General features: G+C 54.3%; 22 protein-coding genes. 13 read left to right on the plus strand and 9 right to left on the minus strand.

Annotated features, from left to right (window positions below; all coding sequences use genetic code 11):
- Positions 1–75: 75 nt before the first annotated feature.
- A complete protein-coding gene (locus MKX51_RS04085) occupies positions 76–1,242 on the minus strand; it encodes a phosphodiester glycosidase family protein (protein WP_340991294.1) in 1,167 nt (388 codons plus the stop codon).
- A gap of 197 nt (positions 1,243–1,439) precedes the next feature.
- Here MKX51_RS04085 and MKX51_RS04090 point away from each other — a divergent pair, with 197 nt between their 5' ends.
- Together MKX51_RS04090 and MKX51_RS04095 are read left to right on the plus strand one after the other, a co-directional pair.
- Positions 1,440–2,018 (plus strand): histidine phosphatase family protein, encoded by a 579-nt coding sequence (locus MKX51_RS04090; RefSeq protein ID WP_340991295.1) that lies wholly within the window; start codon positions 1,440–1,442, stop codon positions 2,016–2,018.
- Positions 2,019–2,220: 202 nt separating this feature from the next.
- Entirely contained in the window at positions 2,221–3,072 is an 852-nt protein-coding gene (locus tag MKX51_RS04095) for a GGDEF domain-containing protein (protein ID WP_340991296.1), read from the plus strand.
- 227 nt (positions 3,073–3,299) lie between these two features.
- Here the strand turns inward: MKX51_RS04095 and MKX51_RS04100 are convergent, their stop codons facing one another.
- Positions 3,300–4,034 carry a glycerophosphodiester phosphodiesterase gene (locus MKX51_RS04100; protein ID WP_339254033.1) on the minus strand — a complete coding sequence of 245 codons (735 nt, stop codon included), beginning with the start codon at positions 4,032–4,034 and terminating at the stop codon, positions 3,300–3,302.
- A gap of 236 nt (positions 4,035–4,270) precedes the next feature.
- On the opposite strand from MKX51_RS04100, the gene MKX51_RS04105 reads away from it, so the two are divergent.
- A complete protein-coding gene (locus MKX51_RS04105) occupies positions 4,271–4,762 on the plus strand; it encodes an NAD(+) diphosphatase (protein WP_340991297.1) in 492 nt (163 codons plus the stop codon).
- A gap of 92 nt (positions 4,763–4,854) precedes the next feature.
- Here MKX51_RS04105 and MKX51_RS04110 read toward each other — a convergent pair whose 3' ends face one another.
- On the minus strand, positions 4,855–5,529 hold the full coding sequence (locus MKX51_RS04110) for a sensor domain-containing protein (protein ID WP_340991298.1): 675 nt from the start codon (positions 5,527–5,529) through the stop codon (positions 4,855–4,857).
- Between the two features lie 213 nt (positions 5,530–5,742).
- On the opposite strand from MKX51_RS04110, the gene MKX51_RS04115 reads away from it, so the two are divergent.
- Entirely contained in the window at positions 5,743–6,438 is a 696-nt protein-coding gene (locus MKX51_RS04115; RefSeq protein WP_340991300.1) for a copper homeostasis protein CutC, read from the plus strand.
- Here MKX51_RS04115 and MKX51_RS04120 read toward each other — a convergent pair.
- Positions 6,435–8,108, minus strand: a complete 1,674-nt coding sequence (locus MKX51_RS04120; protein ID WP_340991301.1) for a helix-turn-helix domain-containing protein — start codon at positions 8,106–8,108, stop codon at positions 6,435–6,437. The genes MKX51_RS04115 and MKX51_RS04120 overlap by 4 nt on opposite strands.
- Positions 8,109–8,242: 134 nt before the next feature.
- Positions 8,243–9,226, minus strand: coding sequence for an ABC transporter substrate-binding protein (locus MKX51_RS04125; RefSeq protein WP_340991302.1), 984 nt, complete (start codon positions 9,224–9,226; stop codon positions 8,243–8,245).
- A 282-nt stretch (positions 9,227–9,508) separates the two neighbouring features.
- Here MKX51_RS04125 and MKX51_RS04130 point away from each other — a divergent pair, with 282 nt between their 5' ends.
- Together MKX51_RS04130 and MKX51_RS04135 are read left to right on the plus strand one after the other, a co-directional pair.
- Positions 9,509–10,564 carry an SPFH domain-containing protein gene (locus tag MKX51_RS04130; RefSeq protein WP_340943638.1) on the plus strand — a complete coding sequence of 352 codons (1,056 nt, stop codon included), beginning with the start codon at positions 9,509–9,511 and terminating at the stop codon, positions 10,562–10,564.
- Positions 10,561–11,544, plus strand: coding sequence for a sugar kinase (locus MKX51_RS04135; protein WP_340991303.1), 984 nt, complete (start codon positions 10,561–10,563; stop codon positions 11,542–11,544). Before MKX51_RS04130 ends, MKX51_RS04135 begins: the two co-directional genes overlap by 4 nt.
- 136 nt (positions 11,545–11,680) lie before the next feature.
- Here the strand turns inward: MKX51_RS04135 and MKX51_RS04140 are convergent, their stop codons facing one another.
- Positions 11,681–12,238 (minus strand): hypothetical protein, encoded by a 558-nt coding sequence (locus MKX51_RS04140; protein ID WP_340991304.1) that lies wholly within the window; start codon positions 12,236–12,238, stop codon positions 11,681–11,683.
- A gap of 255 nt (positions 12,239–12,493) precedes the next feature.
- On the opposite strand from MKX51_RS04140, the gene MKX51_RS04145 reads away from it, so the two are divergent.
- The 4 genes from MKX51_RS04145 (at position 12,494) to MKX51_RS04160 (ending at position 15,651) form a co-directional block, all read left to right on the plus strand.
- Entirely contained in the window at positions 12,494–13,399 is a 906-nt protein-coding gene (locus MKX51_RS04145; RefSeq protein ID WP_340991305.1) for a L,D-transpeptidase family protein, read from the plus strand.
- A 148-nt stretch (positions 13,400–13,547) separates the two neighbouring features.
- Positions 13,548–14,126 carry a hypothetical protein gene (locus MKX51_RS04150; RefSeq protein WP_340991306.1) on the plus strand — a complete coding sequence of 193 codons (579 nt, stop codon included), beginning with the start codon at positions 13,548–13,550 and terminating at the stop codon, positions 14,124–14,126.
- A gap of 82 nt (positions 14,127–14,208) precedes the next feature.
- Positions 14,209–14,778 carry an RDD family protein gene (locus MKX51_RS04155; RefSeq protein WP_340991307.1) on the plus strand — a complete coding sequence of 190 codons (570 nt, stop codon included), beginning with the start codon at positions 14,209–14,211 and terminating at the stop codon, positions 14,776–14,778.
- Positions 14,779–14,898: 120 nt separating this feature from the next.
- The gene (locus MKX51_RS04160; RefSeq protein WP_340991308.1) at positions 14,899–15,651 is read left to right on the plus strand and encodes a YjgB family protein; all 753 of its coding nucleotides are present in this window, start codon (positions 14,899–14,901) and stop codon (positions 15,649–15,651) included.
- Between the two features lie 70 nt (positions 15,652–15,721).
- On the opposite strand, the gene MKX51_RS04165 is transcribed toward MKX51_RS04160, so the two are convergent.
- Positions 15,722–15,934 (minus strand): hypothetical protein, encoded by a 213-nt coding sequence (locus MKX51_RS04165; RefSeq protein WP_340991310.1) that lies wholly within the window; start codon positions 15,932–15,934, stop codon positions 15,722–15,724.
- Positions 15,935–16,162: 228 nt separating this feature from the next.
- Between MKX51_RS04165 and MKX51_RS04170 the strand changes: the two genes are divergently transcribed.
- From MKX51_RS04170 to MKX51_RS04180, 3 genes are all read left to right on the plus strand, one after another.
- Entirely contained in the window at positions 16,163–17,317 is a 1,155-nt protein-coding gene (locus tag MKX51_RS04170; RefSeq protein ID WP_340991311.1) for a winged helix-turn-helix domain-containing protein, read from the plus strand.
- 79 nt (positions 17,318–17,396) lie between these two features.
- Entirely contained in the window at positions 17,397–18,680 is a 1,284-nt protein-coding gene (locus MKX51_RS04175) for an MFS transporter (RefSeq protein WP_340991312.1), read from the plus strand.
- Positions 18,681–18,728: 48 nt separating this feature from the next.
- Positions 18,729–19,295, plus strand: a complete 567-nt coding sequence (locus MKX51_RS04180; RefSeq protein ID WP_340991313.1) for a histidine phosphatase family protein — start codon at positions 18,729–18,731, stop codon at positions 19,293–19,295.
- Positions 19,296–19,801: 506 nt separating this feature from the next.
- On the opposite strand, the gene MKX51_RS04185 is transcribed toward MKX51_RS04180, so the two are convergent.
- Both MKX51_RS04185 and MKX51_RS04190 read right to left on the minus strand, forming a co-directional pair.
- Positions 19,802–20,581 carry a TatD family hydrolase gene (locus MKX51_RS04185; RefSeq protein WP_340991314.1) on the minus strand — a complete coding sequence of 260 codons (780 nt, stop codon included), beginning with the start codon at positions 20,579–20,581 and terminating at the stop codon, positions 19,802–19,804.
- A 27-nt stretch (positions 20,582–20,608) separates the two neighbouring features.
- Positions 20,609–21,718: a stalk domain-containing protein gene (locus tag MKX51_RS04190; protein ID WP_340991315.1), complete on the minus strand. Its 1,110-nt coding sequence runs from the start codon at positions 21,716–21,718 to the stop codon at positions 20,609–20,611.
- Between the last annotated feature and the right edge of the window lie 151 nt (positions 21,719–21,869).

Genomic DNA, 21,869 nt, shown 5'->3' on the forward strand with positions numbered 1-21,869 from the left:
GAATGGCAGCTTCTCAGCATTCCATAAAGGCAGTTTTATAAACACACTTTAGATTTGAACTCTAAGCTGGGTACATTATTTAGTCTGGACGACCAGCGCATTGCTGATCAGGCGTCCCGGAGTCGTCAAGTACTTGCCGTTATAGTACAGGCCGCTGGAGGCACCGCCATCGAGGTTCATTGCCTGGTAGGCTCCGGCCTGCTTCATAATTTCCGCCAGCTGGGGGATGGTTGCCCCGCCGGAGGTCAGCAGAATCAGCTTATGGTCGCGGGTGATGCCCAGCGCGCTGCGGGAGCCTCCGCCGGTCAGGATTTTGGGGTCCCGGAAGCCCTCGGCTGCCACATTCAGCGCGACCTTCCCGTTGACCAGCAGCCGTGGTCCAGCCTGAAGCGCGCCGTGAACGGAGCCGGCATCGAAGCGGGCTTTGAATTCACTGCCCGGAATCAGCTCAGCCAGCATATTGCGGTCGTAAGCGAATACTGCCCGTTTGTCCCCGGGGCTGTTCTTCAGCATCTTGCCGCCGCTGATGATGTAGCCGTAAGGAGCCTTGAAGGCGCCGTCAGTATAGGCGGCGAAGAATGTGCCGTTGATCGCTGCGGCGGCATTGCTGCGCTTGGCGATGCTGGCAAGGGCTTCCGTCTTGCCGACGGTATTCCCGGCCAGAACGGCATCCAGCTTCACTGAAGGATGCAGCAGGGAGACCGTGACTGTCTGGACGCTGAAGGAGCGGCCGCCGACCTTGTAGGTATGATGTCCGCTGACTACAGCGGGCGAGCCGCTCTTGATCAGGCTGCCGTTCTGTACAGGCAGGGTGGCTGTCTCAGCGGTGCCTGTTTCAGCCCCGCTTGTCAGTGTAAGCGACCCGGCCTCCTTGTTCCACTGGAGCTGTATGCCAAGTGTCTGGCTTACAAGAGATAAGGGGACGTAGGTAGTCCCGTTCTCACTGAAGGGCCGCACACTGGAGGTAACGGGCTTGCCGTTGACGGAAGCCCCGGGCTTGCCTGGAGTGAAGGTAATGGAATTCTCGCCGCGTGACATCTGAATCTGGCCGCCGGAAGCGGTAAGCACAGACTGGATACCGGCGAAGCCGTTCAGGAAGCGGAGCGGGATGAAGGAGTGATTCTCCTTGTCCACATATACGGCAAGCTTGGCCTGCGGCGCCGCAGCGGCACCGGTTTGCATGGCTGGAAGAAGGACAGCCAGCAGACAGAAAGCGGTAAAGAGGGTGAGCATTTTTTTCATGATACACAAAATCTCCTTTGGGTTATAGCAGGTTGATCTGCAGGTTAGGATGATTCTGGAACAGGCCCCAGAATGCAGCACTTGAGCTACCATCATATAATCGACTCCCGTTACCGTCAATGGAGCATGCATCCAGCAGCGGGTTAGTTTATAATGGGATCACATTAGAATATCTGCATATAAGGGTGGTAGCGATCATGACAAGAATAGGCTTAATCCGGCACGGCAGCACACGCTGGAATCAGGAGGGCCGGGTACAGGGCCACACGGATAATCCTCTGGACGAGGAAGGCTTCCGGCAGGCCGGCGTGCTTGCGGAGCGGCTAAGCGGTGAAGCGTGGGACTATATCTATTCAAGCGATTTGCAGCGGGCCAGACAGACGGCGGAGACCATCGCCGGGAGGCTGGGCATCCCGCTGGCCGGTCTCCTTCCGGACATCCGGGAGATGAACGGCGGATTAATTGAAGGAACCACAGAGAGTGAGCGGATCGAGCGCTTCGGCAGCCAGTGGAAGACGATGGATCTGAAGCTGGAGAGTACGGAGCTGGCCCGTAAGCGGGGAGTCCGGGCGATTGAAGAGCTTGCTGCCCGCCATCCCGGCAGCAATGTGCTGGTAGTCAGCCACGGGGCTATTCTGCGGAGTACGCTGGCCGGACTTGTGCCTTCCCTGGATGTGAGCGTGCTGCTGAAGAACACCTCTATCACCTGCCTGGTCAAAGAGAATGACAGCTGGAGCTGTGAATTGTACAACAGCGCGAAGCATATGGACGGATAGGACGGGATATTTCCGAGCATTTCATTACAATAAAGCGCCGGTCCTGCCGATAATATGCTTAGTGCTGATCCGGTGGGGGTATTAATGTCCAGCATCCCCTGCGGGAGTTGTTCAGAATATGTTCAGTCGGATCCTGTACAGTAGCGCTTGAAAGCGATAAAACCAACAATTCATTGATAGGCTGAAGGAGGGCGTAAGACTAGTGGAAGAGGCCCGCAATTATATGCTGACGATTCTATCCATACTTATAGGGGTCCTGACCGTATATAGCACGCTCAGATTGACAAGGGATTTCTCCAGACAACCGCAAAGAACCCGGGCGGTCCGCTCGAGTCTTGTGGTGCTGGTAATTAGTGCCGGGCTTGGCGGAATGCATCTGCTGGGCAGAAGAGCCTTAACCGGCTTCACTACAGAAGGCAGAAGCCTGCTGATCTCTTTGTTCCTGTACATGCTGACACTTGCCGGTATACTATATCTGTTCCTGCGGGTGCGCATGATCCTTGGGGAGCGTGACCAGCTCAAGGAGTTGGCATACCGGGATACGCTCACCGGCCTGCTGAACAAGAACGGAATGGATCATTTCTGGGATCACTGCAAATTGAGCGAGCAGCTGTCGGTATTATATCTCGACCTGAACCGGTTCAAATCGATTAACGATACCCTCGGCCATCATACAGGGGATCTTTTACTGGAGGCCGTAGGAACCAGCCTGCAGCAATTTACCTGCAAAGGCAAGCGGCATATTTTCCGGGTGGGCGGAGATGAATTCGTCATTATCGCCAAACGCTGCAGCCGTAAGGAGTCAGAGCAGCTTGCTCTTAAGGTTCTGGAGCGCATCACCCGGACCTATAAGCTGGAGAGCCATGAATTATTCGTGTCCGCCAGTGTAGGCGTGACGATTAGCCAGGGCCGAATTGACCCGAAGCAGCTGCTTCAGGAGGCGGATTCGGCTATGTACAGTGCCAAGCAGCTGGGCAGCGGGCGTTATGCCGTATACAAGCAGGAGAGCCGTATTCCTTCCGTGAAGCTGATCAGCAGCTCAAGAGCGCAATAAATATTTCGTTCAACAGGCGGAAAACAGCTTACATTGCTGCACGCAGGTAATCTCATTCACCCGCAAGGGTGATTTTCTTCAAAATATAAGAATTTATATGTTGCACACGACAAATTATCCTTCTATTTCTCGCTGAAACGGTACCGTCCTTTAAATGGACGGTACCGTTTCCACTTGTAATAGCGGCTGCGCCATCCTATATGGACAGCGCAGCCGTGTTATATCAGTCAGACGCCTCTGGCAGCCAGCAGCCCGGCCAGAACATCAGGGTGATCGGTAATGATCCCCGCCACCTCAGCATCGATTAATGCCTGCATCCGCTCGGGATCATTAACCGTCCACGGATGATAGACAATGCCTTTCTCCGCTGCGGCATTCACGAACTCCGGCAGTACCGAGGAATGATGGGCATGCAGCGCATCTGCCTGCAAGGTGGCTGCGTAATTCCAAGGACGGTACAGCCCCTCTCCGTAGAGAATACCCGTACGGATCTCCGGTGCCAGCGACTTGCAGTATGCCAGGGAATAATGGTTGAAGCTGGAGATCACCACCCGCTCACTCATGCCCTGCTCCCTTACAGCGGCGATGACCTTCTCTTCCATGCCGGGATAGAGGAAGGTCCCGTTCTTCAGCTCGATATTAAGAATCGTCTCCCGGCCCTGCAGCAGATCCAGCAGCTCGTCCAGTGTCGGAATCCGTTCTCCTGCGAACTCAGGGCTAAACCAGGAGCCTGCATCTACCTCCAGTACTTCACGTAGCGTCTTATCCTTCACATAACCGCTGCCTGAAGTGGTGCGGTTAAGACTCTCATCATGGATCACTACCACTGCTCCGTCACTGGTCATTTGTACGTCGGTCTCAATGCCGGTTGCACCAAGCTCCAGACCCTTGCGGAAGGCCGCCATTGTGTTCTCCGGGGCGGCTGCGGATGCGCCGCGATGCGCGAAATTAATGATGTTCATGTCGAGTAGTTCCCTCCATCTCTATGATGTAATGCAGCCCGTAGTGTCCAGGCCTCTTATAGTATATTCCACATCACGTCAAGAAACCCTGTCCCCTGTTCTATAAAGGACGGGTTTCTTGAATTTTACCGTGGTACGTCCGGAAGGAATCGCTTAGAATAGACAACAACTATACTACCTACAGAAAGAAGCGATAAAGCTTGAAGTTTTGTCTGGAATGCGGAAGCCGCTTGGTAATGAAGGAATGCAATGGAGAAGGTGAGGTACCCTACTGTGATTCATGCGCCGTCTTCAGATTCCCTGTGTTCAGCACAGCGATGAGTACAGCCGTACTGAACCGGGAATTGGACAGAATCCTGCTCATCCAGCAGTATAAGCGCAAGGATTACATTCTGCTCGCCGGGTATGTGAACAAGGGGGAGAACGCCGAAGCGGCTCTGGTCCGTGAAGTGAAGGAAGAAGCGGGGCTTGAGGTCATAGCTTATGAATATATGCGCAGCCAGTATTTCGCCCCGTCCAATACATTAATGCTCAATTACATCAGTGTGGCTGACACGGAGGACCTGAGTGCCATGAGCGACGAGCTGGACCACGCAGCCTGGTTCACACTGGATGAAGCTGCGGACGCTATATTACCGGGCAGCCTCGCGGAGAGCTTCCTGCTCACCATCATTGATAAGCTGAGACAGGGGCGGGCTCTGGAGGATTTTACAGCGGCTGTCCGGTAATTGCGAATACTGAATGGTTACGGCTTCCCTTCGGGCACAACCCGCTTCGTAAGCTTTGGCAAGTGAACTATTAATAGATATGCGGGAAGAGATCAGGTATGTATGACTTCAATCGGGGTACTGGCGGAATTCACAGGTGTTCCTGAAACTGCGTTGATCCAGGCCGCGTACAGACGTCCAAGACCTACAAGCAGCAGCGGCAGAATCAGCAGCAGTACAAATCCGGTTCCGCATAGAATCCACGAGCGTTCATCTGAGGTTGTGCCGGACAGGAAGAAGAAGAACTCCGGGTCCAGCATATTCAGATCATAGGAGAATACCGATGAACTGATTCTCTGGGCCAAAGGTGACAGAAGAGCACTGAAGACAACAGCAGGCAGAACCAGCGCCAGTGTGAAGCCCAGAATACCTGCAGGCAGCAGCAGAACGCTATACAGAATTCCCCGGTACGACTCGCCTTGGCGGAGCTGCAGCCCTAATGTGCGGAGCCCCTCCCAGCGGAAGGCGGGAGCATAATCCGCCATAACAGCGGGCTGCCCGGTTCCGCTTAGGCTGTTGCCGCTGGACCAGGCTTCAACGATCTTATGTTCTCTGGACATCATGCTGCGGCACCAGGTTAAGGTTAGGGCCAGCAGAGGCAGCCCCACCCATACAATAATCAAGGGCAGGCTTGCACATAGACCTGTAACAGCAATTACGAAGGCAATGATTCCTTTGGGCAGAGAGAGGATCAGCATTTTCCACGCGTGTATACTTTGTCTTATCATTCAGGGCGCTCCATTCCGGATTTCCAAATTTCAACTTCTTCAGTATAGAGGCTTCATCCAGAGAACACACTCTCCAAAAGGCGGGAAAAATCCTGGTCGCAGGTCCAGTACTGACATAGTCAGGAATCTTCCTGTTATTTACAATGTTTATCTTTATACTAAGGGTAGAGCGGTTTATAAGGATTACGACTAAGAAGGGGAGTGTAGCAATTTATGCTGTTAGAGGTTATAGCTACTACAGTAAGTGATGCAGTCATAGCGGAGCGTTATGGTGCCGACCGGATTGAACTGATTACGGGAATCCTTGAAGGCGGATTAACGCCCAGTCTGGGACTGATCGAAGCGGTCCGGGAGAAGGTCAGTATTCCAGTGAGAGTGATGGTCAGGCCGCACGCCCGCTCCTTCGTGTATGACGCATCCGATGCAGAGACCATGCTGCGCGATATCCGGTATATAGGCGGGACAGGCGGGCTGTCTTTGGTTATGGGCATGCTCCGCCAGGACCGGACAATAGATGAAGAGCTGTTGAATCGGCTGCTGGAGCGGGCAGGGGGGATGGAGGTTACCTTCCACCGTGCGTTTGACGAGGTGCAGGACCAGCTTGAAGCCCTTGAGGTCCTGAAGCGGTATCCGCAGATTACCGATATCCTGACCTCCGGCGGGACTGCTGCGGCCAATACACCCGGCGGTATGGTAAGGCTCGCCGTATTGGAAAGGCTGTCTGCCGGTTCTTCGCTCTCCATCCTGGCAGGCAGCGGTCTGAACGCCGCTGATCTGAAGGATTTCGTTACAAGGACCGGCGTCCGCCGGGTACACTTCGGATCGGCGGTCCGGGAGGACGGCGATCCGCTGAAGCCCATTGACCCGGAGCGGCTCGAAGCCATCCGGGCGCTTCTCAAGCCCTATTAGAGCCCCAGCAGTCTGGGCAGTAGCGTCAGCAGCCGCTCCCGGGTCAGCGCATCGCCGGAATTCCATTTGGCTCCATCCAGCATATAGGCATGGCCCTGCTCCACGGCAGGCAGACTGCTCCAGAGCTCCGTCTGGAGCAGCTGCTCCATGGCCTCCCGGGAGTCCTCCCGCTCTGGAATCAGCATGAAGACACGGTCCCCTGCGTAGCTGTGCAGCATGGCCGGGTCCACTTCGCGGAACCCAAGATCCTTGTCCAGAATGTCCTTGATCTCCGCTGTCGGCTGCAGGCCGCCAGGGGCATACAAGGCCGTGGACAAGCCGGTCATTCCCATGGCGTATAGATGGTTGCCATGGTCATAGAACAGCGCTGAGGCCGTTTCACCCGCCCGCAGCCCTCCGGCGTAGAGACGCTGCCACATGGCGGCGTTCTTGGCATGGTAGGCTTGCAGCCAGACCTCAGCTTCGCGCTGCTTCCCGAGCCACTCTCCAAGAATCCTCAGCCGCTGCTCCAGCGGTGCGAATGAATCGAAGGTGAGTGACGGGGCGATGCCGGATACCCCCCGGTAGACCTGTTCATCCGGGCTTGCGAGGATAATCAGGTCAGGCCGGATGGACCGGGTCAGCTGCGGGTCCAGCGGAAATCCGACATTGGCTAAGCGCTTGACCCGGTGGCTGTAGACACTGCCCCGGGCGAACGCTTCGTCACCGCCGACAGGCTTCACCCCCAGCGCCAGCACATCGCCCAGTGTCTCTCCGTGGTAGACAACACGCTTCGGACGCTCCGGGATGTCCACCGAATGTCCGGTCCAGTCCGTGACGGTAATCCGGCGCTGCTGCGACCGGGCATATTGCCCGGGAGTCATTCCCGTCTTTTGCCGGAAGCGGCGGCTGAAGTAGTATTCGTCGGAGAATCCGACCAGCCGGGCAATCTCGCGCAGCGGCTCGGCGGCTTCAAGCAGATAAGTCTTCGAGTGCCCAATACGCACATCGGTCAGATAATCGAGCGGGCGCTGGCCGGTCAGCTTCTGGAAGATCGGAGTGTATTGCCACGGGGAGACACCGGCCAGCTCCGCGAGCTGCTTCACCGTGATGCTCTCTTTGTAATGCTGCTGCATGAAGTGTATCGTGCTCTCCACCGATTGCGCCGGACTTGGCAGCTGGCGGGTGGAGTAGTTCTGTTCAAGCAGCAGGAGCAGCAGCTCTTGGAATTGGAGCTGTTGTCTGACATGCTGGAGCTCATCCCTGCCGTTATGATGCGCAAGCAGCTCCTCCGCCAGCCGGATCACTCTGGTGAAGGGGTGGACAATCAGCTCTTTTTGCCCCGGGAGCAGTTCATCCAGGCAGAACGCAGGGGAATCACCTGTAGTAACAGCGGCAAAAGTCAGCACATAATAATAAAGCGTCAGCTCCCGGTTCTCCAGACTGTATGAGGTTCCGGGAGGCAGCAGACAGCACTTGTCCGCATGCACAGAGAGTGAGGTCTGCTCCGTGATTCCGAGTTCACCGCGCCCGCCCGTAAACAGCAGCAGCGTATGCTGCTCCGCTGTCTGCACAGCCGATATAGTGTCAGCGCTCTGCATCACCAGCTCAATGCTCCTGAATTGAAACAGCAGGGAATGGAGAGGGGCGGACGGGAGAGCAGTCAGGTGGTCGTGGTCAGGCTCGCGCAAGTCAGGCACTCCTTTCAGGCCGATTAGAATTGAATTATATTGAGAACGATTATCAATAAACAATATTGTATATAAAATAAAGCAGCTTATCAACAGGCGTTGATAAGCTGCTTTTCAGTCTGTCTGCCCCGGAATTATTGCTTGCCCAGCATGGTAGGAATCTCACCGAGCAGCCACTCTCTGGTGGTAGCATCACTGGAGGTCTTCATGATGTCCTGTGTGTAGACGTAGCCGTTCTTAACGGCAGGCAGGCTGTTCCACACCGCGCTCTTCAGCAGATTGCCGGTCGATTGCTTGGCTTCGTCTGCTACCGGAGTCAGCAGGAAGATGCGGTCTCCGGCGTATTCCCGGAGCACTTCCAGCGAGATTTCCTGGAAGCCCATATCGGCATCCAGCACCTTTTGAATCGCCGGGGTAGGCTTGAAGCCTTGCTCTCCGTACAGTACCTGCGAGAGGCCCGTCGTTGCCATTACGAACAGCCGGTCCCCCGGATAATAAGTGAAGACCGAAGCGGTCTCGCCGTCCTTCATCCCCGAAGCCTTAAGCTGGGCCCACATCGCATCCTCCTTTGCCTGATACTGGGCCAGCCAGGCCTCCGCTTCCTGCTTCTTGCCTAAAATATCTCCAATATCCAGCATCCGCTCCTTCAGGGGGGCGAAGGTATCGAAGATAATCGTTGGAGCAATTTTGGACAGAGCCTCATAATCTGCTTCCTCAATGCCGGCATAGATAATCAGGTCGGGCTGAAGCTCAATCGTCTTCTCCAGGTTAATGGGGAATCCTACATCTTCCACTCCAGTGAGCTTGTCCTCGAAGACCTGGCCTTCACCCATGGAGAGCGGATAGCCGATGGCTTGTACACCAAGTGCCAGCAGATCGCCATACGTTTCTCCGGAATAGATAATCCGCTGCGGATTCATTGGAATCTCTGCTGTATGGCCTTTGTAATCCGTGTGTGAACGGGTGGTAGCGGCAGGTTCAGCAGTGGCTTGCGCGGCAGGTGCGGTGGTTGCTGCACTGCTCCCCTGATTATTCTTATCGCTGCTGCAGGCGAGCAGTAAAGTGCCCATCAGGAAGAGCATGCCCAGGATAGCGAAGGTTTGTCGAGTCTTGTTCATTGTATGTATGCCTCCCAAAGGTATTGTGATTACCAATAATGATAATCATTATCGTTTAGACCATCATAAATTATAGCCAGTTGTTACTCAATGGACAAAACACGAGACAGGATTTGAATTTGTACAATATATTTTGCCTGTTTTGTTAATGACATATTGATAATATCAAGGAGGTCTGCTATGATGTTGTTAATAACAATTTAATAATAACAATTAATTAATAACTGAGTTCGCCTTTGCTCAACAGATGACTCAGAATACAACCCCTAGGAGGTAATGACCATGTTTGGATTCCGGTTCGTGAAATTTCAGCCCAGTGATTATGTGCTCAAGGTGAAGAATGGCAAGGTAGTGCGTGAAGGGGTCGGGCTTTCTTTTCATTATTATGCGCCGACAACCTCGGTGGTTGTGGTGCCTGTCTCCTCGATCGATGTTCCATTCATGTTCGAGGAAATTACGGCGGACTATCAGACGGTAACCGTCCAGGGGCAGCTGACCTACCGGATTGTCGATTACCGCAAGACCACCCAGATCCTCAACTACACCTATAATCTCAAAAAGAACACCTATCTCTCCGACGATCCGCACAAGCTGGCCCAGCGGGTGATTAATATCGCCAAGGTCCTGACCAAGAAGCAGCTCGGGCAGCTCCCGCTGAAGGAGGCTATCCAGTCGAGTGAACGTCTGGCCAAGCTGATTACCCATGAAATCGGCCAGAGTGCGGAGATTGAGAAGCTGGGCATTGAGCTGATGGGCCTGTCCATTCTGGCGATTGTACCGAATAAGGAGACGCTGCGGGCCTTGGAAGCGCAGGCCAGGGAGGAAATGCTCCGTAATGCGGATAACGCGCTATATGAGCGGCGCAATGCTTCGATTGAGCAGGAGCGGCGGGTGAAGGAGAATGAGCTGAATACGGAGATCGCCGTTCAGACGAAGAAGAGACAGATGCGTGAGGCGCTGCTTGATTCTGACCGGTCAGCGAAGCAGAAGCAGAACGAGATGAAGGAAGAGCAGCTGATTTTTGATACGGAGCTGGAGGAGAAGAAGCAGGCGCTGATTGAGCTGGCCATTGCGAATAAGAGAGCCGAAGCAGATGCCAAGGCTTACGAGCTGACGGCGGTAATGAATTCGCTGCAAAATGTATCGCCTAACGTCCTGCAGGCGCTGACGAATGTCGGCATGAACCCGGATAAGCTGATCGCCATCGCCTTCCAGGAGCTGGCGGAGAATGCCGGGAAGATTGGCCAGCTTAACATTACACCGGATCTGCTGCAAGGAATCATGGCCGGTTCGGCAGGAGGTGGAGCCGGAGCAGACAGAGGAGGTAACGGACGATGAGCAGCCGGGGATCGGAGAACAAAATCATACTGATCAAGCGCAAGACACGCCTGGAGGAGCTGGTGGTCCGCTACAACACAATCCAGCAGGCCCAGTTCTATATTGAACGGCTGGGAGCCGATTTCAGCGACTACTTAAGTGAGGATTTCCAATACCGCAAAGCGGTGGAGACCGCAGTGACCGAGCTCAGCGCCATCGGCCGGCTCCAGGTGCTGGAGCGGCAGCATGTGCCGAATTTCATCTTCGGGGCTGAGGATACCGTAGTGGTCCTGGGCCAGGACGGTCTGGTCGCGAATACGCTGAAATACCTTCAGGAGCAGCCGCTGATCGGAGTGAATCCTGACCCGCTGCGCTGGGATGGCGTGCTGCTGCCCTTCAGAGTCAAGGAGGTGCGGCAAGTAGTGAGTGAGGTGCTGCGCGCCCAGCGCCAGGTCCGTGAGGTTACCCTTGCCAAGGTGGAGCTGAATGACGGGCAGAGCCTGTACGGGGTGAACGATCTGTTCATCGGCCGCCGGACCCATGTCTCGGCCCGGTATCAGCTGGAGCTGAACGGGCAGCTGGAGCAGCAGTCCTCCAGTGGCATCATTGTCTCGACCGGCCTGGGCTCCACGGGCTGGCTCAAGAGTGTGCTCGCCGGAGCCGCAGGTATCGTCAGCCGTGCCGCACAAATGCAGCATGCAGAGGCTGAACGGACAGCCCGGGTATCTGCGGAGATTGCTGCAGTCAGCGCGGGCGGCGGGCTGGCCTGGAATCATCCAGAGTTGTATTTCACTGTGCGGGAGCCTTTTCCAAGCCGGACGACTTCAGCAGAGCTGGTATTCGGGAGAATCAGCAGCAGTCTGCCGCTGCGCATTACGTCGCAGATGCCAGAGGATGGCGTGATCTTCAGCGATGGCGTAGAGAGCGATTATCTGGAGTTCAACTCCGGGGTGGAAGCGACGGTTGGGCTCGCGGAGAAGACCGGCAGGCTGGTAGTCTAGACGAGGCGCAGACCGTTCATGGCGGGGCGGGTACGCCAAAAGGGTTCTCTCAGCTTCCGCTGCTGCGGTCTGAGAGAACCCTTTTTAGCATACAAAACAGTCGTTCAAGCGAAGCTGCCTATGCTCCCCGCTCTTCCTACTGGAAGCTTCGTCCCTGGTTCATTGGAGCGTTATAGGAGGAGCCTGCGGACATCGGTGTCTGCATTGGCGTATGCATCGGCTGGTGGTTGATCCCCGCGTTGATCGGGCTATGCAGTGAGTTCACCGGCTGGCTGCTTGAAGTGAAGGACGGGCTGAAGGAGGAGTTATACCCTCCCATTCCTGTATTGTGGCTCTGGCCCATTGGCTGGTTCTGTCCCATAGAATGCATTAGTCCCATCTGGTTCCCGGAATTGAAGCTTGGAATGCTTGTATGGGTATTGAAGCCGGAAGTCTGCGGGAACTGCTCCATTGATCTGACCGACTGCGAGATCTGCTCCAACTGCTGCATCGCGGTCTGATGGCCCTGCAGCGCCTGCTGGATCATCTGAATGGCCTTGCTGTTATGCTGGCTAAGCTCCTGGAGCTTGGCGGCATCCTGCTGCTCCTGCTGGAGAAGCTGCTGATAATTCTGCGTTCCCTGCTGGGTCTGTGCCATCAGCTGCTGAACGATTTGCTCGCATTCCCGGATCTGTGCAGATGAGTTGGTATTCAAAATTGTTGGCCTCCTTGAGATGGGTGTTATGGTCATGCGGGCTTATTATCTCTGATGGGGCTGGCGAATATTCACGCTTCTGTTGCAAGGGAGGCGCTTCCGCCAAGAACGGTTACAATATTGCAAACGTTGCGTCACTCCGGGCGGGACGAGTTGATAAGAATAGGTACAGGCTGCTCTGCAACTATTGCGGCAAATGAACGTCTATGTAGAAAGACAATCCAGAATCATCCATAACCTGGAGGTGGGGCAACTATGAGTCAGCGTGAACAGGCAAGCCGGATTCAAACGTATTTTCCCAAAAGCATCGCACTTACACTGGTATTCGTAATGCTTTTGACCGCATGCTTCACAGGATCGGCCGCTGCGGCATCGTCTTCTTCAGATCTGATCATTGTGAACAAAAAAACGAACAAACTGGCCTATTACAGTGATGGCAAGCTGGTGAAGATTTTTCCGGTCGCTACCGGTAAAACGAAAAGTCTGACGCCTGAAGGCAGCTTCAAGATGGTGGTCAAAATCAAAAACAGACCCTACTACAAGGATAAGATTCCCGGAGGCGATCCGGCCAATCCGCTGGGGGACCGCTGGCTGGGGCTGGAGGTAAATGACACTTACGGCACGACTTACGCCATTCACGGCAACAACAATGAATCCTCAATCGGTAAATATGTCAGCGCCGGATGCATCCGCATGCATAATGACGATATTCATTGGCTGTATCCGAAGATTAAGAAGAATACCCGGGTAATCATTACAACCTCCGGGCTTGAGATGGCGGGCATTGCCGAGAAGAGCGGCTACCGTCTGGGATCTACGATGATTGCGGGAGCTTTTGTCAAGGGCGGGGAGAAGCTGCCGGTGAAGAATTCCTTCCTGCTGGAGGATGCACGGGTGTACATTCCACTGAGTGAATCCGTGAAGCTGCTGGGCGGAAGCCTGATGCAGGAGGCGGGAACCGGAGCGCTCATCATCACAATAGGCAAGAATACAGCAGTTCACAAGCCGCTTAGCACGAAGGCAAAAGTGAACGGCAAAACGGTGGAGATGCTAGCCTCCAAAAGTATAGACGGGCGCCTGTATATTCCACTGGGCAGCTTAACGCCTTTGTTCGGCCTGCCGTTCAGCTGGAATGCTAAAGAGGGAGTAGTGAAGCTATAAAGTAGCAGGGCGCTGCGCAAGGCCAGATGATCCAACCAATATGCCGCCGTATACTGCGGCTCCAGAAGCCAGCCGATCGATTATTGATGGGCTGGCTTCAATGTTTCACTAGGTGAGTAGAGTGACAGGATACATAGAGAATAGTAATATGAGAGAGATTTGTTATATTCTTGATCTGCCAGGGGAGGGACTGAAGATTAGAGTACGTATTATAGGCGGCTGCGGGAGCGGGAAGACGTATATCGCCCGGAAATTAGCTCAAAGTTACGGAATTCCATGCTATGAAACGGATAATTTTGTCTGGGATCGCATGGACAACACCAAGAACTCCCCGGAGGTACGGGATGCCAAGCTCGCGGAAGCTATGGATGCGGAGTCGTGGATCATAGAGGGCGTGCATTACCAATGGGGAACCGAAAGCTTCCGGCAAGCGGATCTGATTTTTCTGATTCGGCCTAAGGCTTATGTACAGGATGCCCGGGTCATCAGCAGGTTCATGAAGACCAGGCTGGGGCTGGAGCAGGGGAATTATAAGCAGTCGTTCAAGTATCTCCGGGTGATGCTGCTGGAATGGAACCGCGGCTTCCGGAGGGAGAGTATTCCTGCGATTATGGCATTAACCGAACAGTATCAGGCTAAACGGATCATCGTGCAGCAGAATCGTGAGATTTTGCAGCATGTCGGCAGGTATGTGCGGGGGAAGAGTGTGCTGGGAGCGAGTGATTAATGGGATTGTATGGGAGGCCCGAGTTGTGTGGCCGGGGTTATGGACATGAGTGATAGACTACTTTTGCGTGAGGGGTGAAAGTATGGAGCCGTGGATCGAGGAAGAACTTAATTTATACGATTTTGTAGGCTTTTGGAAAAGAGTGCTGATTAATTTCATCGATTTCCTGATTCTTATTTTTCCAACTTACTTGCTGGAGCGGATTTCAGTTTCTGCTGCAGAATCGGCAGGGTCAGCGTTCCCGCTTTTTATACAGTTTGTACTGCTTATGGCGTTCAATGTATTTATGGTTGTCCAATACGGAGGCACGCCGGGCAGGCTTCTTTTGAGGGCAAGAATCGTTGATGAGAATGGAAGATATCCGGTGCTCAAGCAGGCTTTAATCAGGGATAGTTTTATTATTGTTAACAGCTTCCTGGCAGTGATTGTAGGTCTGAATTCAGAGGCGTTATCCGCCATACCAAGCAGTCCCGTGAACTGGAGTCCGCTTGCGGCGGATTTGAATGCTTTTATTGGCTGGGTCGTGGTGTTGGATTGCCTATTCATCGTATTTACCCCACGCAAGCGGGCGCTGCATGATCTGATGGCCCGAACTTATGTGGTGAACAAAACAGCGCTGGACCGTGATCAGACAGGAAAATTCATAGCATAAGGCAATGTGTATAATACCTGGATCAGGAGGCCTGCACCTGCAACCTTTGTTACAGCCCCTGCGTCATAGGGTACAGTTTAGACACACGAGGATGTTTCCAACAACGAAGGAGATGGCAGCATGACTACATCAATTAGAACAATCACAGGTATTCTTATCATTGGTGCGATGCTAAGTCTTACAGCCTGTAATTCCGGCAAAACGAATACATCGTCAAGCAATACGGCTGCGGCTACAGCGACTGTGCAGACAGGGGATAATGCTTCATCTGCAGCAGAAGGTGCGCGGGTAAGCGGATCTAGTACAGATGACGGCGCTGCTGCGGGTGCAGAGCCTGTAACTGCTGACCCTGAAGCCGCTGCCGGAGCTGCATCAGAGTCTACGGTCACTGAAGCCGCAGGGGCTGAAGCAGATACCGTAGCTCCCGCCACTCCGCAGGAACGCAGCAAGCAGCTGAAGGAGCTGCTGGAGCTTGCTAAGCAGGGCAAGGTGCCCGGCGTCGAATATGCTGCACACACCGGACTTATTGATGAGGTGGAAGCAGCATGGGGAGAGCCGGATCTCAAGGAATCGGCAGGCAAAGGGATCTATTCCACCTATTCAGGCAAGCAGGTGGTAATCGGCTTCAATAAGGGCAGCAAGATTTTCGATGTGCGCTCCAGCGCCCCGGACCTGCGTAACCTGACACTGGAACAGATTGAAGAGGTGCTCGGGAAGCCGGATGCCACCACCGTGAATGGTGAGCATAACATCTATATTTATCAGGCCAACAAGCAGTATCAGCTCAAATTCATCATTCCGGAATCAACAGGAACGGTAGATCATATCTCCGTGTTTTCGGAGCAGGATTCTATTAATAATATGGCAGGCTAGTCAGCTCAGAGCATCTTAGAGCAACTATGATATCCCCTTGCAGCGGCAACTGCAGGGGGATTTTTTCGGTTTACAGCCATGTAATCGGAAAACCGATTACAATGGGACCGAAGGCGGCGCGCAGGTCAAATGTAATCGAAAAACCGATCACAATGGGACCGAAGGCGGCGCGCAGGCCAAATGTAATCGAAAAACCGATCACAATGGGACCGAAGGCGGCACGCAGGCCAAATGTAATCGAAAAACCGATTACAACGGGACCGGGGGGCGGTGCGCAGGCCAAATGTAATCGGAAAACCGATTACAATGGGACCGAAGGCGGCGTGTAGGCCAAATGTAATCGAAAAACCGATTACAATGAGACCGAGGGACGGCGTGTAGGCGAAATGTAATCGAAAAACCGCTGGCGCGTGAGCCAGGCCGCCTTAACCAGTTGCGAGTACTTAAATAAAGTCAACGCATGATGTATACTTTCTCTTATGAAAGAAATCAGAAGAAATGAGGCACGGCCATGCATCTGGAGCTGATCGCAAGTGAATATAAGGTATCCGCCGGAGGATTAACGGTAGAGCTGTTGCCCAAGGAGTTCGCACTACTGCAGTTTCTGTACCGCAACCGGGGGCGGACCTTCAGCCGCGAGCAGCTGCTGGATAAAGTGTGGCCGATGGAGTATCCGGTGGAGCGGACGGTGGACGATCATATCTACAGGCTGCGTAAGAAGCTGAGGCCGTTAGGCGGGATCGACATTAAGACGATCCGCGGCTTCGGCTACAGTCTGACAATTCCAGGGAGTCTGGAAGGCGTAGCGGTGAATCCGGCAACGCATGATTCTGGGCTGCGGGATACCATGCGCGAGGTCTTCTCGAAATTCCATGTGTACGGCCAGGGCAAATCGATGCTCACTCTGGCCCGCCAGCAGGACATCCTTGGCTATGAGCTGGACCCGCATTATGCGATGGTTGTTCATTTCGTGCAGGGAGATCTGGAGTGGCTGATTCATACGGACGAGATACCGCTGAAGGACCGGCTCTTTTACCTCAATCTGTTCTACTTCTTCACTGGCAATCCCAAGGAGAAGGTGGAATACGCCGAGCGCCTCATAGAGCGGAATCTGCTGAACGCCCCTGAACAGCTGGAGCTGGAGATTCTGACGATGCTGGACTTGTACACCCTTGCCGGGTTGCCGGAGCTAGCGCTGGAACGCCTGAAACGAACCTACCAGGTCATCGCTGAACCCGGCTTCGAGAATTTCATACCTGTTACGATGATTACCGAGTTGTTCGTCCGTCTGGTGGCGGGTGCCGGTGAGGAAGAACTGGAACGGCTGGATGAAGCAGTGGGCCGAGTGCTGCGGGATAAGCCTTTTTTGCGCGAGATTGGCAGTTATAAGGTGGTAAAAGGTCTCTGGGCGCTACGGCGTGAACAATGGGCGGAAGGGGATAAGCTGATTCAGGAGGGGCTGCAGGTGATGGAGATGTCCGGCTTCGTTCCGCTGCGGCTCTATTCGATCTACCGGATTCACCATTTCTGCCGCATGTTCCTGGCGGGAAGCTCCTTGGACCGCAAATATGAGGAACTGTTCACTACAGGCCTTGAAGTTTGCGGCCTGCCCCGGCTGGAGCAGACGCTTGAGGATCTGCTGCTGGGATTGCCGGAAGCCCTCTGATATTTCTCTGACAATCCTCCGTTATCTTAGGATCATAGATGGATCATCTAAGATTACAGGTAACCTGGAGGAATGTCAGATGGAGATTTCAACCAAGCAGGGAACAAGCCTGCTGCACAACAAAACGTATATGCGGGTCTACACGGCGTTCGCCACTGCCAGCTTCGGCGACTGGTTCGATGCGCTGGCCATTCAAGTGCTGGTCGGCTACCGCTGGCAGGCCAGTCCGCTGATGCTGGCGCTCATTCCGGTAGCCCTAGCGCTGCCGAGCATTCTGCTCGGCTCGGTTGCCGGCGCGGCCGCCGACCGGATGAACAAGCTGAAGCTGATGCGTATCTGCGACCTGCTGACCGCTCTCTTGACCCTACTGGTGCTGTTCGCTCCGAGTATGGTCTGGCTGCTGCCGCTGCTGGCCCTGCGCTCCGCGCTGTCCACGCTGAATATGCCGGCTCAGCAGTCCCTGACCCGCAGTCTCGTGAGAGAAGACCAGCTGCTGCAAGCCTCATCACTCAACGGACTGGTCAACCAGGGCTCCAAAATCGCAGGTCCCTTGCTCGGAGGTCTGGCCCTCGCCTTCCTTACGCCGCAGTGGTGCATCCTGCTGAATGCCTTGCTGCGCGGCTGCTCTTATCTGTTGTTGTTGTCTATCAAGAATATCCGCACGGATGAAGCAGACAGCAAGCTGTCTGAAGCGCAGGAAGGCAAGCTCCCGCTTCTCACAATGTGGCGGGAAGGCTGGGGCTTCCTGCTGCGCAGCCGGCTGCTGCTGACCGCGATGTTCTTCGGACTGGCCGGATCAATGGTCATTCAGGTGGTTGATTTTCAGTTCACCAGTCTGTTCCGGATCTTCGCACCGGAGCGGGAAGCGCTGCTGGGCTGGATGGTTGCCGCCACGGGAGCGGGAGCCGTGCTGATCATTCTGGTTCTGAACAAGCTGAAATCCGAATACGGGTATGGCTGGAAGCTGGGCCTCGGGTATGTGCTGATTGGCGGGGCGATTGCGGCGCTGGGTCTGCTTCAGCCGGGGGCGTCAATTCTGTGGGTGCTGTTCATCGGCTTTGTGCTGGGGATCGGCAACGGTATGTTTATGGTGACGTTCAATTATTGTCTGCAAAAAGAAACCCCGCCGCACATGATAGGCCGAATCTTCGGGATCCAGAATACCGTACTCAGCGCGGTGCTGATTGTAGCGCCTCTCCTGGGCGGTGTGCTGGTGCAGTATGCGGGTCCGGCCCGTATATTTGTCAACATTGGCTTGCTGCAGGTGCTCCTGGGTCTGACAGGTGTGGTGTTTGGCCGGCAGCTCTGGCCGGTGGCGGGGTCTAAAGCGGAAGCCGCTCATCCGGCAGCAGAGAGTAGCTAAGAAGGTTGATAGATCACTAATGTCTGTATGGACGAACAGGAGGAGCTTATGACTACTTATATCTACATGGTGAGGCACGGGGATTCGCTGCGGACCGGGGTGGATGAATGGACGCGCGGCCTGTCGCCCAAGGGGGAGGAGGATGCCCAGCGGGTCACGGAATGCCTGAAGGATGAAGGCATAGATGCCCTGTACAGCAGCCCGTATATCCGGGCGGTTAATACAATTGCGGATTTGGCGGATAAGCTGGAGCAGGAAATCATTCTGATCGATGATCTGCGGGAAAAGGTCTGGATGGAGGGCAACCAGCAGCTAACCGACGATGACCTGTATCTTGAGCTCCAGAAGATGTACACCGATCCGGATTACGCCCTGCCGGGCGGGGAATCAAACCGGGAGTGCCAGGCACGTGCAGTGAAGGCGCTACAGGACATTCTGCGGACCCATGCTGGGGAGCGGGTGGTCATCGGCACCCATGGCATGGTGATGTCCTTGATGATGGGCTATTTTGACCCGGGATATGGTCTGGACTTCTTACTACAGACGACCAAGCCGGATATCTATGTCATGGAGTTCGAAGAAGATGAAGTACTGGTCCGGCGGATGCCTGTGTAAGCTAAGGGCAGAATAATTACCATTATTACAAAAAATGGTGAAGTAACATGATAGTCATTACGCTAAAAGGTAACAATCGCCCAATAAATTCAAGAAGGCAGCCGACCAAAGTGGTGGCTGCCTATTTAGCTTTTCTTAATCAGCTAGTCGCAAACGGATAATCCGGAATTTCCCTCTTAAAATCATGCGCGCGCCTAACAGCGTCTTCTTGCTCTGCTATAGAGACATCTTCAAAGACTGGGTTCGAAGCGAACATTCGGGGATAGTTGTATTCTATACATTTAAAAACAGTCAAAGGGAAGGATTTCCTCTTCTAGCTGTAGTTTGTACAACTAAATTTGCCCGAGTGGGCGAGATCCCGGATAATGAGGCATTTTATATGTATGAAATACAACTAAACGGTTATTCGGCGGTAAATCAAACGATTTAGTTGTACTAAATACACTTAAGCATTTCGCCTGCACCCTAATCAGTTCTGATGCTGTACTTAAGTAGAGTGGCTAGCCCTATAGCCCATAGAATCGTTTTGTGTTGGCCGTCAGCAGGGCCTGGGCCTCTGGAACGGAATAACCATGCAGTGCTCCCCAGGCGGCAGCAACGTCATGGACCATAGCCGGATGGGTGGTGCGCCCGCCGAACGGTCCTTCAAACGGCCAGGGGCCATCCGTCTCCGCCATGACCAGCTCCGGCGGATAGCGGCGTGCCAGCTCCTGAATCTCCGGTTCGTAGAGGATGTCGGGAGTGAAGGAAATGTAGTAACCGCGGCTAATCATCCGGTCAACGGTAGCAGTGGGGCCCTTGAACCAGTGGAAATGGGCCTGCGCAAGGCCATGCTGCTCCAGCAGATCGCATACGGTCCATGCATCCTCATAGACGGCATGCAGTACTACAGGCTTGCCCAAACGTGCAGCCAGTCCAAGAAGTATGTCCAGAAGCTGAATGTAGGGTGCCATATCCCAAGCTTCGCCACGCTCCACAGCTTCTGCCCGGGAGTAGTAGGGAAGACCGATTTCACCAATAGCGACTATATTGTCCGCATGGGTTGTAATCCAATCCAGTAGTGTATTTAGCTCTTGTTCCGCAGGCAGCACCTGCTCGGGATGGAAGCCGTAAGCCGGCTTCACCAGACCGGGATACCTGGCTGCGAGCTCCCAGGTACGCTTGCTGGAGGCGAGATTCATGGAGACCGCGATCAGGGCCTTAATGCCCTGATCCGGCAGTCCCTCCAGCAGCGAGGACACTGCGTGATCGTCATATCGGTCAAGATGAATATGGGCATCAATCATTGGCAAGTCTCTCCTTCCGGCAGCCGATTATTTCTCCACAATGGCTTCACCCCGTTCATGCGGCTCAAAAGCAATAGACCCCAGCTCCATCCCCGTCTTGCCTGACTTATATTCCAGCTTCAGGGTACCGACACTCTCGGTCATGCCGACCATTAAGCTGGTATCTGCAAGCAGCTTGTTATTCTCAACTTTGTAGTAAGTCACTGCGCCAATGGCCGCTTTGCTGCCGAAATACTTCAGGCCGTCCTCAGCACGGTCCGGGAGTCTCAGCGTCAGTTTGGAGGGCGCGGATCCTGTAAGCTCAAGCTTCAGCAGGACATCGTCCTTATCGAGCGAAATACTGGAGGATACTACAGCAGAAGCCGCCTTGTCCGCAGCAGGCACGGAGAGCTCCTTCCCCTGCTCCGGCTTCACGACATGAACCTCCTGTGCAACCAGCGAGGTTCCGGTTCCCAGAGTGAACACAACCGTAGCCTCCGGTTTGCCGTCCGAATCTACATCGGCATAGAAGAGCTGAGGCGGGTGCGAATAGTCTCTGGGTACGGTCCAGTTGAAGTGTTGCTTCTTGCCGTTAACCTCAAGGATGAAGCCTTTGTAGGTATTGCCGTCCTTCAAGGCAGCATAAAGCTTCACCTTGCTGTTATTGCCGGCAACGGCAAGAGGCTCTGCGGGAACCCTGACCGTGGTGCTCAGATCGCCTGGGGTAACAGTGACCCGGCTTCCGCCAGGCTTGAGCTCCGTGACAGCTCCTGTAAGGGAATCCAGCGTAGCTGCTGCGATATATACACGCCCCGCCTTCAGCAGTACGGGCGCATCCAGCGTTTCATTAGCGCCTCCATCCGTTTGCATGGAAGCGCTGCCGGGCGTAAGAATCGTCTTGTCCCAGCTTGTGGACAGAGTAAGCTGCTTGAGGGTGTTGTTCCATTGCAGCTGCATCGGATAGAACTCCAGCAGCGTGCGGGCCGGAACATACAAGATGCCGCCGGAATGGAAGGGCGCAGCATAGGGCAGGACGGCTTGTCCATCTACAATAAGAGATAGCGGTGCAGGAGCAGAAAGGGCTGTATCTATAGGTGATGCCGCAGCAGCGCCAGCGAGGAGCAGGGCAAGGGCAGTAGCAGCGAGAATTTTTTTCATAAGATAACCTCCGGAGTCTGGAAATTCCAATCTCTTGTATTATAAATGAAAAACGCCGCCTGCGGGTCACGTTCTGTTAACAAAGATAAGACAAGCCTGTTACAGCCCTAGCTCATACAGCCCATACTGCCCATACTGTATTGTGCCTATC

The organism is Paenibacillus sp. FSL M7-0420 (genome assembly GCF_038002345.1).
Classification (GTDB): Bacteria; Bacillota; Bacilli; order Paenibacillales; family Paenibacillaceae; genus Paenibacillus_AQ.